The 13,136-nt window shown below is 63.7% G+C and carries 10 protein-coding genes; 1 reads left to right on the top strand and 9 read right to left on the bottom strand.

Features of this window, described 5'->3' with window-relative positions; genetic code table 11:
• Positions 1 to 14: 14 nt before the first annotated feature.
• The 8 genes from EWV35_RS05500 to EWV35_RS05465 form a co-directional block, all read right to left on the bottom strand.
• On the bottom strand, positions 15 to 1,181 hold the full coding sequence (locus EWV35_RS05500) for a glycerate kinase (RefSeq protein ID WP_394342434.1): 1,167 nt from the start codon (positions 1,179 to 1,181) through the stop codon (positions 15 to 17).
• Positions 1,182 to 1,281: 100 nt separating this feature from the next.
• Positions 1,282 to 3,057 (bottom strand): glyoxylate carboligase, encoded by a 1,776-nt coding sequence (gcl, locus tag EWV35_RS05495; RefSeq protein ID WP_129658877.1) that lies wholly within the window; start codon positions 3,055 to 3,057, stop codon positions 1,282 to 1,284.
• Between the two features lie 51 nt (positions 3,058 to 3,108).
• Entirely contained in the window at positions 3,109 to 4,011 is a 903-nt protein-coding gene (locus EWV35_RS05490; protein ID WP_274542947.1) for a 2-hydroxy-3-oxopropionate reductase, read from the bottom strand.
• Positions 4,012 to 4,031: 20 nt separating this feature from the next.
• The gene (locus tag EWV35_RS05485; RefSeq protein ID WP_129658873.1) at positions 4,032 to 4,817 is read right to left on the bottom strand and encodes a hydroxypyruvate isomerase family protein; all 786 of its coding nucleotides are present in this window, start codon (positions 4,815 to 4,817) and stop codon (positions 4,032 to 4,034) included.
• Positions 4,818 to 5,078: 261 nt separating this feature from the next.
• A complete protein-coding gene (locus tag EWV35_RS05480; RefSeq protein ID WP_129658871.1) occupies positions 5,079 to 5,921 on the bottom strand; it encodes a bifunctional allantoicase/(S)-ureidoglycine aminohydrolase in 843 nt (280 codons plus the stop codon).
• On the bottom strand, positions 5,918 to 7,297 hold the full coding sequence (locus tag EWV35_RS05475; protein WP_129658869.1) for a DUF6986 family protein: 1,380 nt from the start codon (positions 7,295 to 7,297) through the stop codon (positions 5,918 to 5,920). The genes EWV35_RS05480 and EWV35_RS05475 overlap by 4 nt, the downstream gene beginning before the upstream one ends.
• On the bottom strand, positions 7,294 to 8,901 hold the full coding sequence (gene aceB / locus EWV35_RS05470; protein ID WP_129658867.1) for a malate synthase A: 1,608 nt from the start codon (positions 8,899 to 8,901) through the stop codon (positions 7,294 to 7,296). Before aceB ends, EWV35_RS05475 begins: the two co-directional genes overlap by 4 nt.
• Positions 8,902 to 8,953: 52 nt before the next feature.
• Positions 8,954 to 10,348, bottom strand: a complete 1,395-nt coding sequence (locus EWV35_RS05465; RefSeq protein WP_129658865.1) for an NAD-dependent malic enzyme — start codon at positions 10,346 to 10,348, stop codon at positions 8,954 to 8,956.
• 265 nt (positions 10,349 to 10,613) lie between these two features.
• Here EWV35_RS05465 and EWV35_RS05460 point away from each other — a divergent pair, with 265 nt between their 5' ends.
• Positions 10,614 to 11,375: an IclR family transcriptional regulator gene (locus EWV35_RS05460; RefSeq protein WP_129658863.1), complete on the top strand. Its 762-nt coding sequence runs from the start codon at positions 10,614 to 10,616 to the stop codon at positions 11,373 to 11,375.
• Between the two features lie 128 nt (positions 11,376 to 11,503).
• Here EWV35_RS05460 and EWV35_RS05455 read toward each other — a convergent pair whose 3' ends face one another.
• Complete coding sequence (locus EWV35_RS05455; protein WP_129658861.1) at positions 11,504 to 13,057, bottom strand: nucleobase:cation symporter-2 family protein; 1,554 nt, start codon at positions 13,055 to 13,057, stop codon at positions 11,504 to 11,506.
• Positions 13,058 to 13,136: the final 79 nt, after the last annotated feature.

The following is a 13,136-nucleotide window of genomic DNA, read 5'->3' as shown; positions in this document are numbered from 1 at the left end:
ACTAAAATTACTGGTCAGAGCTGATTGTCGGGGGACGGTACGGCCCGTGCCATGCCATGTTCCGTGACGAGCGTTCTCCCTACCTTGTGGAGAAACCGGGGAGCCTCGCGGATCGAGGTCAGGTCATCCGGTGCAAGTCCGGACAGGGCGTAAACCGCGTGGAATCCCGTCTCGTGCAGGATGCGCCACGGCAAAGTAGTGCGACCGCATACCGCGAGCACGGGCACGCCGTGGTCCTGACCGACCTTCAGCACCCCCAAGGGTGTCTTTCCGGCGAGACTCTGTTCGTCCAGGCTTCCTTCCCCGGTGATCAGAAAGTCGGCGTCGGCGACGGCCTCGTGGAGGGAGACCAAGTCGAGGACGACGTCGATGCCGGGCCTTCGTGTGGCTTTGAGCACTGTCAGGGCTGCGTAGCCCACGCCGCCTGCTGCACCGGCTCCTTCCGAACTCGCGGCCCGCCGCGCGGACTTGCCCAAGGCTTCCGCGAGCCTGTCACGGAAGACGCCCAGAGCGGAGTCGAGGTCCGCGACGTCCTTCTTGCTCGCGCCCTTTTGCGGACCGAAGACTGCCGCGGCCCCACGGTTTCCGGTCAGCGGGTTGTCCACGTCCGCTGCCAGTACGAACTCGGTGTCCTTGATACGCGGATGCAGGTTGGAGAGATCTATCGCCCCCAGATTCGCGAGAAACGAACCGCCGTCCGGCAGTTCATTGCCGGAGGTGTCCAGCAACCGGGCACCCAGTCCCGCGATCATGCCCGCACCGCCATCGGTGGTAGCGCTGCCGCCCACAGCCAGGACGACTCGTGTGCATCCGGAGTCCAATGCGGCGGCGATCAATTCGCCGGTGCCTCTGCTTGTGGCCTCGCGCGGCGCCAGGATCGGTTCGCCCGTGGCGTCGTGCGGCAGCGCCGCCAATCCCGACGCCAGGGACATCTCGACCACGGCGTCGCCACCACGTCTCGCCCACGCCGCGGACACGGGGTTGCCGACCGGCCCGGTCACCGTCTCCTCCTGGAGCGTGTAGCCGGACTCCACGGCGGCCTCGAGGGTCCCTTCTCCGCCGTCGGCCACGGGGAGTAGGACGAGATCGGCATCCGGCCTGGCCTCGCGGATTCCCGCTGCGACGTGCTCGGCCGCCTCGCGGGCCGTCACGCACCCCTTGAACTTGTCAGGTGCCACCACGATTCGCACCGTTACCTCCCTGAGAATTCTGGGGCGAGCCGCGGATCTGCGTGGAATCCGCGAGACACGCGGCTCACCCAATGGTGTTGGTATCGGACGGTCAGTCCATGACCGAAATGGCCGTGGGCGCGTCCGATCCGTTCTCGGCCAGCTCCTCGAACTCCGTCACGTTGTCCAGCTCGGTGCCCATGGAGATATTGGTGATCTTCTCCAAGATGGCTTCCACGACCACCGGAACCTGATGCGCTTGGGCCAGCGACTTCGCCGAGGTGAAGGCATCACGGAGCTTTTCGGGATCCGTGACGCGAATGGCCTTGCACCCGAGTCCCTCGACGACTTTAAGATGGTCCACCCCGTATCCCTGGGTCTCCGGAGAGTTGATGTTCTCGAAGGCGAGGGACACGTTCTGTTCCATCTTGAACCCGCGCTGTGACTGGCGGATGAGACCAAGATAGGAATTGTTGACAACCACGTGGACGTACGGCAGGTTGAACTGCGCGCCCACCGCAAGCTCCTCGATCATGAACTGGAAGTCGTAGTCACCGGAGAGGGCGACGACGGTCTGACCGGGTTGTCCGCGCACCACTCCCAGTGCCGCGGGGCAGGTCCAGCCCAAGGGGCCGGCCTGACCGGCATTGATCCACCGTCGCGGGCCGTAGACGTGCATGAACTGGCCACCGGCGATTTGTGAGAGCCCGATCGTCGAGACGTAGGTGACGTCCGTTCCGAAGGCCGCATTCATCTCCTGGTAGACCCGTTGGGGCTTGATGGGAGTTTCGGTGAAGTGGGTCTTGCGGTGCATCTGCCCTTTTCGGTGCGCGCACTCCTTGGCCCACACCTCGTAGTCGGGCACGGAGAACTGCTCCTTGCGGTCGCGGGCGACCTCGACGAGGACGTCCAAGGCGGCACCGGCATCCGAGGCAATGCCGAGGTCCGGGGCGAAGACGCGACCAATCTGGGTCGGGTCGATGTCCACGTGCACGAAAGTGCGTCCCTCGGTGTACTTGTCGATGGATCCTGTGTGGCGGTTGGCCCAGCGATTGCCAATTCCCAGAACGAAGTCGGACTCGAGAAAGGTCGCGTTGGCGTAGCGGTGTGACGTCTGTATCCCAACCATGCCGGCCATCAGCGGGTGGTCGTCCGGCATCGTTCCCCAACCCATGAGGGTCGGAACAACCGGTACGCTCAGCAGCTCGGAGAGCTCCACGAGCCTGTCAGAGGCATTGGCGTTGATGACCCCGCCGCCCGCGACAATCAGAGGATGATCGGAAGCGAAGAGCATGTCCAGGGCCTTCTCGGCCTGGGCGCGGGTTGCCGCCGGACGGCTGGCCTGCATGGGTTCGTACAGATCGACGTCGAATTCGATTTCCGCCTGCTGAACGTCCAGAGGAAGATCGAGCAGAACCGGGCCGGGTCGGCCCGAACGCATCAGATAGAAAGCTTTTTGGAACGCGCCGGGGACCTGCCCGGGCTCCAGGACAGTCATGGCCATCTTGGTGACCGGTTCGGCGATGGATGAAATGTCGACCGCTTGGAAGTCCTCCTTGTGCAGCTTGGCGACCGGAGCCTGACCAGTGATGCACAGAATCGGAATCGAGTCGGCCGACGCCGAATACATCCCCGTGATCATGTCCGTTCCTGCCGGCCCGGAGGTGCCGATGCAGACGCCGATGTTGCCTGGAGCCGCGCGAGTGTAACCCTCGGCCATGTGGGAGGCGCCCTCGACGTGGCGGGCCAGGGTGTGGCGGATACCGCCGTGCGCGCGCATCGCTGAATAGAGAGGGTTGATCGCCGCGCCGGGCAGACCGAACGCCTCGGTCGCGTTCTCCTTCTCGAGGATCTCCACGATGGCGTCGACCGTACGCATCTTGCTCATGATGTTCTCCTTGAATTCAGTTCAGTTCCCCGCAGCCCGCAGGCTTCGGGGCTACTTCTTGTCGCGGCCTGATAATTCGTTGACGAGTTGGAACAGCCCCGAGTGGTCCAAGCTTCCGTCGCCGCGCGCGACCAGGGCGGTGACCAATTGGGCCACGAGACCCCCGAGGGGAATGCTCACGCCAGCCTCTCGAGCCGCGGCGGTGACGATGCCCATGTCCTTGTTGTGGAGGGCCAGACGGAATCCGGGGTCGAAGTTGCGGTCCAGCATTTTCTGGCCCTTCTGATCCAAGACTTTCGAGCCCGCCAGACCGCCGCCGAGTACCTTCAGAGCGGCGTCCGTGTCCACGCCGTAGGCCTCGAGGAAGACCACAGCCTCGGCCAGCAGCTCGATGTTGCCGGCCACGATGAGCTGGTTGGCGGCCTTGACGGTCTGTCCTGACCCCGAGGGACCAACATGCACGATCGTCTTGCCGACCACGTTGAGGACCTCTTGGGCCGCCTCGAAGTCGGCCTCCTCGCCGCCGACCATGATGGACAGAACCCCGTCGATCGCGCCCTGTTCACCTCCCGAGACCGGGGCGTCCAACGGGCGCAGACCCGCCTCGCGGGCCGCGTGAGCCAGGTTGCCGGCAACATCCGGACGGATTGTCGACGCGTCGATCCATAACGCACCCTGGGCAGCATGGGCGAACACGCCGTCATCGCCTTCGACGACGCTTTGGACGTCGGGGGAGTCCGGGACCATGGTGACGACCACCTCGGCTCCCGTGACGGCCTCGGCTACGGAATCTGCGGCGGTCCCTCCGGCCTGGACCAATTTCTGGGCTTTCTCAGGGGAGCGGTTGTAGCCGACGACGTCGTGCCCCGCGTTCACGAGGTTCTTCGCCATGGGGAGACCCATGATGCCCAATCCGATGACTGCAATCTTGGTCATATCGTTCTCCTTAAAGATTCGGTTGAGAATTCGGTTGTTCAGGACCGGCGTTCGCGCGGCAACCACGCAAACGGGTCGTTGTGGGATGCCTTGTACTCCAGACCGACGACGCCGTCGTAGCCGAGTTCGGCGGAGCGTTCGATCCACCGTTCAAGGGGAAGCTCTCCCGTGCCCGGCTCGTTCCGACCCGGGTGGTCCGCGATCTGGATGTGACCGAAGTCCGCGGCGTGCTCCTCGATGACCTTCGCGACGTCGTCGCCGTTGGCGGCCAGATGGTAGAAGTCCGCGAGCAGCCTGACGTTGTCTCGCCCGACCTTCTCGATGATGGACAGCGCGTCCGCTGCCGTCTTGAGCGGGTACGCCTCGGTGCCGGAGACAGGCTCGAGCAGGACGACACCGTCAATCTGGGCCACGGCGTCCGCCGCCTGCCGCAGATTCTCGACGCCCAAGCGGTCCTGGGCGGCCGGGTTCTCGCCATCGACGCGGTTGCCGTACAACGCGTTGAAAGCTGTGCACCCGGTTTCCCGGGCAATCTTCAGGACGGGCTCGATATTGGCACGGAACTCTTCGGCCCGTGCAGGTTGGGACAGCACACCGCGCTCGCCTCCGGGCATGTCGCCCGCGTAGAAGTTCAGGCCGGTCAGCTGAACCCCAGCGGTTGCGAGGGAATCCACGAACTCTTCGACCTCGGAGTCCGAGGGCGTAGGGGTCGGGAACGGCCACCAGAACTCGGCGCGCGTGAACCCGGCGTCGGCTACGGCCTGCGGGCGATCCTTGACGGGCAGGTCAGTCAGCAAGATCGATGCGTTGACGGTGTAGCTCACGGTGTTCCTCCTGTGCGGTAGGGTCTCCGTCGAATCCAAACTTTCGGGATACGGAATCTAACTTCTGTTGTATGAAAACCCTAGGTCAGGATGTGACGTGCGTCAACCGGAAAATTTGGGCGATCTTCGCGGATTTTCTTCGGAGCGAGATCGCCGAGGACGGGCCCTTCAACGCACGACGCCGCCGTGGGACAGCACTGTGTGCTGTCCGACGACGGCGTGGGTGCGGTGCGTGGGCCCTTCGGGATGACCATCGTGAGCTCAGCGGCCCGCGTGGCCTCCCAGGGCGAGGGGCGCGTGACGGTTGACGTCCTTATACAGGAGATAACGGAAAGGCTTGGGGCCACCGGCGTAACAGGCCTGTGGACAGAACGCCCGCAACCACATGAAGTCACCCTCTTGAACCTCGACCCAGTCTTCGTTGAGTCGGTAGACGGCTTGCCCCTCGAGCACGTAGAGACCGTGTTCCATCACGTGGGTTTCCGCGAAGGGGATGATTCCGCCCGGTTGGAAGGTCACGATGGTCACGTGCATGTCATGGCGCATATCCTTGGCGTCCACGAAACGGGTCGTGGCCCAACGTCCCTCTGTGCCCGGCATCGGTGTGGGGTCGATGTCCTGCTCGTTGGTCACGAACGACGTCGGTCTCTCGATCCCCGGAACCTCCTGATACCGTTTGCGAATCCACATGAAGCGCGCCGCATCGGTGCCCCGATTGTGAATCGCCCATGTTTCGCCCGGAGAGATGAACGCGTAACCGCCCGGCTTCAGCGTGTGAGGTGCGTCGGCCAGAGTCAGCTCGAGATGGCCCTCCATGAGGAATAAAACGGCCTCGGCACCAAGGTCTTCTTCCGGCCGGTCCGATCCGCCCCCGGCAGAGACCTCCACCAGGTATTGGGAGAACGTCTCGGCAAATCCCGTGAGCGGTCGCGCAAGGACCCAGAGGCGTGTCTTGAACCAGAACGGCAGGACCGAGGCGACGATATCGCGTTGGGTACCACGAGGGATGACCGCATAGGATTCCCGGAACATGGCGCGGTCGGAAAGAAGATCGGTTTGTGGAGGATGTCCACCTCGGGTTGCCCAGTAATTGCGATCGGTCATCGTACGTCTCCTGTCTGTGGTGCCATTCCGGAAGCCGGGGAAGCCGCGGAACGGAGCGTCTCTGGATCAAGTCCGACCTCACGCAGCTCGTCCTCGCCCACCGCGCCGCAGAGGAGCCCCCGCCGTACGTAGACAGCAAGCGCTCGCGCAGTCGCCGGTTCATCCGCGACATCCGCCGCCTGGATGCCCGGGACGGACCGTCCGGCATAGGCCACGAGGCGTCGGAGGGCATCGGCGAATGCGTCTCGATAGAAGCCGTAATTGGTGAGGAAACGCGTGGGCAATTGATGCGCGTGCAAGTCCCAGCCCTGGTAGTAGCCGCGCTCGAGCGAGCGGCGGATCAGGCGCGCGTGCAGGGTCCAGGCCTGCCTACGCTGGTCGGCCTCGCCCACCGGTAATTGGTTGGTCGAGCCGTCCGAAAGATGCACTCCGGTACCGGCCACGGCCACCTGCATGACCGCTTTGGCGTAGTCGGCAGCCGGGTGTTCCAGAGACTGGAATTCGCCCGATATGCCGAGCGAAGCGGAATAGTCGTATGTGCCGTAGTGCAGAGAAGTCACGCGCCCTTCGGCAGTACGGAGCATGTCCGGGATCGGGCACCTTCCGTCCAGACCCAAGATCATGGGCGCGGTCTCCATCTGAATCTCGAAGTTCAGGCGACCAGCGGGCAGCCCCAAGGCATTCTCGAGTGCTTGGCACGCTTCGACCATGACCTGCACCTGCTCCACGCTCGATACTTTGGGCAAAGTCAACACCAGGCCGGGCGGGAGCCCGTCCGCGCTCACGCCGGCTTCCTTGAGCCCACCCGATTGCACCAACGTGGTCAGGAACAGGTCCAGGGACCGCAGCCCTCGTGCCCGGGTGGCCGACTCGAAACTCTTGAAACGGATGCCTGCGAAAGCTGGGGCGGGGGCCGAGTCGTGGTGACGATTGAACGCGAATCGTGCGACGGTCCGGGCCGCTTCTGCGGCCGCGGCATCTTCTTGCGCATCCGGTCGGTCGCCGAATCCGTCCTCCAGGTCCAGACGAAGGTCCTCGATCGGCTCAATCCGCAGCTTCGCGGTCACCCGCTCGACGACGTCGCGCGCGTCGGTCGGGTCGATTCCCACAAGTCCGGCCAGGGATTCGATCCCGCCGGCTTCCTCCGCGGCCCGAAGAGCTGCGCGACCCCACTCGGCGGGGGTTCGTTCGGTGACCAGATCGGCGGGAACATAGCACGTGTGGACGGGCTGGCGGACGCCGGAATCGCCCGGGAAGAAACGGGCCAGATCTGAGTCCGTGCCGGCGAGCAATTGATCGGCCCGCGTTGCGAAGGTCCCAGAGAGACAGCCGACCTCCTCCGTCTCCGGGTCTGGCAGGGCGGTCTGGCGGCTCACTTGATCCCTTCCATCAGCTCATAAGCGGGCAAGGTCAGGAAGTCTGGGTAGTCCTCGCGCAGGACCATGTCCTGGATCAGCTTGCCCGCTGGCACGAACCACTTCTCGTAGTTTTCGGAATCGATCTCGCCGCGCAGCACGTCGAGCTGTCGGTCCAGCGCCGTCGAGACCAGGGCCTGAGTAGCGGTGTTGCCGGTGTCCTGATAGACCACGCCGTTCTTGATTTGTTGCCAGACCTGGGACCGTGAGATTTCCGCGGTGGCGGCATCCTCCATGAGGTTGTGGATTGCCACGGCGCCGTTGCCGGAAAGCCACACGGCGATGTACCGGATCGCAACGTACAGGTTGTCGTTCAACTCCGCTTCGGTGCGCTGGTCCCCGGCGGACGGGACGTCCAACAGTTGCTCGGCGGTCACCGTGACGTCGGGCCGTAGCCGGTCCACCTGATTGGGCTTGTCGCCCAAGACGTCGTCGAATACTTCCTGGCACACCGGAACCAGGTCAGGGTGCGCGACCCATGAGCCATCGAAACCGTCCTGGGCCTCCCTGCTCTTGTCGTTGCGGACTTTCTCGAAGGCTGCCCGGTTGACCTCTTCGTCCTTGCGGGACGGGATGAAAGCCGCCATGCCACCCATCGCGAATGCGCCGCGCTTGTGGCAGGTCTGCACGAGCAGATCGGTGTACGCGCGCATCAGGGGCGCGGTCATGGTGACCGAGGAACGGTCGGCCAGGATGAATTTTTCCCCGGCGTCCCGGAAGTACTTGATGATCGAGAACAGGTAGTCCCAGCGTCCCGCGTTCAGCCCGGACGCGTGATCGCGCAATTCGTAGAGGATCTCGTCCATCTGGAACGCGGCGGGGATCGTCTCGATCAGAACCGTGGCTCGGATGGTTCCGTGGTCGAGGCCGAGGTATTCCTCGGCGAAAGTGAAAACGTCCTCCCAGAGTCGAGCCTCGAGATAGGACTCCATCTTGGGCAGGTAGTAGTACGGTCCGTGACCGTTCTCCAGCAGCTGTTGCGCGGTATGGAAGAAATGCAGGCCGAAGTCGGTCAGGGAACCGGACCCGGTCTTTCCATTGACGGTGATGTTCTTCTCCGGAAGGTGCCAGCCGCGTGGGCGAACAACGACCACGGCCCTGGGCCGGTCTTCGCGCAACGTGTATTCCTTGCCCTTCGACGAGGTGAAGCGGAGAGTACCCCGTGCCGCGTCGCGCAGGTTCGCGACCGAGTCGATCTGGTTGTACCAGCTGGGGCTCGCGGCATCCTCAAGATCCGCGAGCCACACTTTGGCTCCGGAGTTCAGCGCGTTGATGGCCATGTTGGGTGGAGACGCGGGCCCGGTCATCTCGACCCTGCGGTCGCGCAGCGCTTCCGGTGCAGGGGCCACTTTCCACTCGCCCTCGCGCACTTGACGCGTCTCCTGGGGGAAGTCCAAAGATCCCCGGGCCACGACCTTCTCTCGCTCCGTCTCGCGGGCTCCCAAGAGTTCTTCGCGGCGATCCCCGAACTTCTCGTGGAGGGCTTCGACGAATGTGAGGGCCTCATCGGTGAGGATCTCGTCCGCGACGGCCAGATTCTCCGGCGTGTTGTGAGTGATGGTCATGCTTGCCTCCTGGGCTCTCGATGTATCTGGTGGTGGCTGGGACGGGCTCGTCTCAGCGCCCTGATTCGCCCCGTGCGGTGGTTTCGACGGCATCGGCCACAGCCTGGGCCACATTGGGGTCGAAGACGCTCGGAACGATGAAGTTCGGATTCCGTTCCTCCTCGTCCACGCAGTCGGCAATGGCCTTCGCCGCCGCAACGAGCATGTTCTGAGTGATGTCCGACGCTCCTGCATCGAGCAGACCTCGGAACAGGCCGGGGAACGCGAGAACGTTGTTGATCTGGTTCGGGAAGTCGCTGCGGCCGGTTGCGACGACGGCGGCGTGCTCGGCGGCTTCGGTCGGGTCCACCTCGGGGTCCGGGTTGGCCATCGCGAAGACGATGGCACCGTCGGCCATGGTCGCGATGTCCTCGCCCGTCAGAAGGTTGGGCGCCGAGACGCCGATGAAGACGTCCGCGTCGGCCACGGCCTCCTTGAGCGACCCGCTGAATCCGTTCTTGTTGGTGTTCTCCGCGAGCCACGTTCGGTGTGGGTCCGTGTAGTCCTCGCCGGAGTGGATGGCACCGTTGCGCGAACAAGCGATCACGTTGGCAACGCCGTTGGCGAGCAGCAACTGGATGATCGCGTTTCCTGCGGCGCCGACGCCTGAGACGACGACTTTGATGTCCTCGATCTTCTTGTCGACCTCGCGCAGCGCGTTGTACAGAGCCGCCAACGTGACGATCGCGGTGCCGTGCTGATCGTCGTGGAACACGGGAATGTCCAATTCCTCGCGAAGGCGGGCTTCGATCTCGAAACAGCGCGGGGCAGCAATGTCTTCGAGGTTCACCCCGCCGTAGACGGGCGCCAAGGCCTTGACGATGCTGATGATCTCCTCGGTGTCCTTGGTGTCCAGGCATACGGGCCACGCGTCGACCTCGGCGAACGCCTTGAAGAGGGCGGCTTTGCCTTCCATAACCGGCAGGGCCGCGGCCGGACCGATGTCGCCGAGACCCAACACCGCGGTTCCGTCGGTAACCACGGCGACAGTATTGCGTTTGATCGTCAGGCTGCGCGCGTCTTCAGGATTCTCGTGGATCGCGGTGCACACCCGGGCGACGCCGGGGGTGTAGGCGCGCGACAGATCGTCACGGTTGCGGAGGGAAACGCGTGGTGTCACCTCGATCTTGCCTCCCAAATGAATCAGGAAGGTGCGGTCGGAGATGTGATGGACCGCGACGCCGTCGAGATCGTTGATGGCGTCCCGCACCTCGTCGCGGTGGGCCGCGTTGGAGACATTGCAACTGATGTCGACGATCACGTTGTCGGGACGCGACTCCACGACATCCAGAGCGGTGACCTGGGCACCTGCAGCGGAGGCGGCGGCGGTGATCTCACTGGTGGAGTTGAACGAAGCGGGTGCCTCGAGGCGGAGAACCATGGAATATCCGGGGCTGGGAGCGGGCATATCTGAATGTTTCCTTCCGTGACGTACCGGATGACTGCTCCGGCACTAAATCCGTATTGTGGAAAAACAATTCCATTAAATGAATCCTAAATGTACGATGTGACGCATGACAAGGTTTTGTTGAAATATGATTCTTAGACTGCCGACCCGGCGCCTTCCAAGCCGGAGGTTCGGCGCACCGCCACCGAGGCCGGAACCATGGCGTCAGCGCGAGTCCCGGCCAGGAGAACCACACAGTGCGCGGTAACCACCACGAGGAGGCACAATGACAGAAGGAAAGAGTACGGGCGGTGTTCAGTCCGTCGAGAGAGTTTTCGACCTGCTCAACATCATCACCAGCTCCGGAGGCGAATCCTCGCTCAGTGAGCTGGCCGGCAAAGCTGAATTGCCTCTGCCGACGATCCACCGATTGCTCCGGACCTTGGTGTACCTGGGCTACGTGCGGCAACTTCCCAATCGCAGTTATGCCCTGGGGCCCGGGCTGATCCGGCTCGGATACACCGCGAGTTTGCAATTGGGCGCGTACGCCCAGCCGGTCCTGAAGAAGCTCGTGGACCGCCTGGGGGAGTCCGCCAATATGGCGGTGCTGGACGGTCACATGGTCGTATACGTGGGGCAGGCGCAGTCCTCGCATTCGATGCGCATGTTCACGGAGGTCGGGCGCAGGGCCCACACCCACGACACCGGCGTCGGCAAGGCCATCCTGGCAACGCTGCCCGAGTCCCAGGTGATCTCGATCGTTTCGACGATGGGGATGCCGACGCCCACGAACAAGAGTCTGGGCACCATGGAGGAACTGCTCGCGGACTTGGCCAAGATCCGCGAACGGGGTTACGCGATCGATGACGAAGAGCAGGAGATCGGGGTGCGCTGCTTTTCGATGGCGTTGCCCGAGGCTCCCACGCCAACCGCGATCTCCGTATCCGGGCCAGTCTCCAGAGTGGATTGGGATTTCGGAGAGCGAGCCGTCCCACTCCTGCGGGACGCGGCCCAAGAGCTCTCGAGCCAGTTCGCACAATCTCGCTGACGGGCACTGTCCGCCAAGGCGCTGGGCGCAGGCAGACTGCCTGACACCCCGGTCGAGCCCGGTCACCAGTCAACGACGACGCGGTCCCGCATCCATGCGGGCCCGCGTCGTCGTTGTGTGGATTGTGCTCAATGGTCCTCTGAAGCGACCTCGGTGAATTTATCCATCACGGGCGCATCGACGATCTGGCCGGAAGCGGTGATGCACGGGAGTTCGTTCCCGTTCGAATCGAGGATCTTGCCGTCCTTGACGACGTCCCCCTCGTGGAGGCGGCCTCGAAGCTGTTCGAGAGCTTCGAAGGGAACGTACCTCGGAGGCGCCGAAGCGAACACGGACCCCTCACCGGCCGGTGGATTTCCGAACTTGAGTTCGTTGAACAGCAGGTTCAGCAGAACGGCGACGACGGCGGCCGAGCTGATACCCGAATGGAAAATGGTTTCGAACCAGCTCGGGAATCCGCTGTAGATGTCCGGCTTGACGACGGGCAGCAGGCCCACGCCGAGGGAAGCGGAGACGATGATCAGGTTCGAGGTGCCCTCGTACTCGACCGTGCTGAGCGTCCGGATGCCCGATGCGGCCACCGTACCGAACAGAACGATGCCTGCACCGCCCAGAATCGGTGGGGGAACCGCTGAGACCACTCGCCCCAGAATTGGTAGGAGACCGAGGACCAGCATGATTGCGCCTCCGGCCGTGACCACGAATCGCGATTTCACGCCGGTAATTGCGACCAGGCCGACGTTCTGGGCAAAGGCCGACTGCGTGAAACCGTTGAAAATGGGGGCTATGAAGGAAGCACCCACGTCGGCGCGCAGGCCGTCGCCGATCCGTCGACGGTCCACCTTGGAATCGACGATCTCGCCCACCGCAAGGATGTCGGCGGTGGTTTCGGTCAGGATCACCAACATGACTATGGTCATGGAGACGACGGCCGCTAGGTCGAACGTCGGCAGGCCGAAAGAGAAGGGTTGAGGGAAAGCAAAGATCGCGCCGTCGCCGATGGTCGAGAAGTCGGCCATGCCGAGCACGACGGCCAGGACTGTGCCCAGGACGATGCCCAGAAGGATGGACAGGCGCGATATTGCGGCACTGCCCACTTTGGAGAGCAACAGAATGATCAGAAGCGTGCCGCCCGCGAGGCACACGTTCTTGACGATCGTCGGTGCATCCCCGGTTACCTCGACCTCCGCTCCACCCATCGCCCACTGAGCCGCCGTGGGAAACAAAGACAGTCCGATGGTCGTGATCACAACGCCGGTGACTACCGGTGGGAAGAACCGGATGACGCGGGCGAAGAAGGGCGTGATCAGGAAGCCGATAAAAGCGGAGACCATGACAGCGCCGAAAACGGCCTGGATGCCTCCGTCGCCGCTCACGATCGCCGTCATGGTGGCCACGCTCGCGAACGATGTGCCCTGAACCAGGGGCAACTGGGATCCGAAGAATTTGATGCCGAAGGACTGGAGCAGGGTGGCCAGTCCGCCGATGAAGAGGCAGCACGCGACCAGCTGGGCCTGTTCGCTTCCGGACAGCCCGGCGGCGCCGCCGACGATCAGCGGCGGGGCGATGATGCCGCCGTACATCGTCAATACGTGTTGGAATCCGTAGCCGAAGCTGGGGCCGAGGCCGAGGTATTTGTCCTCTGGCCGCGGGCGTTCTTCGGCGGTGACCTTGCTCGACATGGGGATAGCCTTCCTGAGTGTCGGTCCGTGAGCGATGAGTCCCCGCCCCGTCGTTCGGGGGACAGGGGCGGGGACTTTG

The organism is Rothia uropygialis, from assembly GCF_004137765.1.
Classification (GTDB): Bacteria; Actinomycetota; Actinomycetes; order Actinomycetales; family Micrococcaceae; genus Rothia.
This window is presented reverse-complemented; position numbering and strand designations above follow the sequence as displayed.

Coding starts and splice junctions, on each gene's coding strand:
- gcl (WP_129658877.1), bottom strand. CDS start 3,057: ATGAGCAAGATGCGTACGGTCGACGCCATCGTGGAGATCCTCGAGAAG.
- EWV35_RS05480 (WP_129658871.1), bottom strand. CDS start 5,921: ATGACCGATCGCAATTACTGGGCAACCCGAGGTGGACATCCTCCACAA.
- aceB (WP_129658867.1), bottom strand. CDS start 8,901: ATGACCATCACTCACAACACGCCGGAGAATCTGGCCGTCGCGGACGAG.
- EWV35_RS05465 (WP_129658865.1), bottom strand. CDS start 10,348: ATGCCCGCTCCCAGCCCCGGATATTCCATGGTTCTCCGCCTCGAGGCA.
- EWV35_RS05460 (WP_129658863.1), top strand. CDS start 10,614: ATGACAGAAGGAAAGAGTACGGGCGGTGTTCAGTCCGTCGAGAGAGTT.
- EWV35_RS05455 (WP_129658861.1), bottom strand. CDS start 13,057: ATGTCGAGCAAGGTCACCGCCGAAGAACGCCCGCGGCCAGAGGACAAA.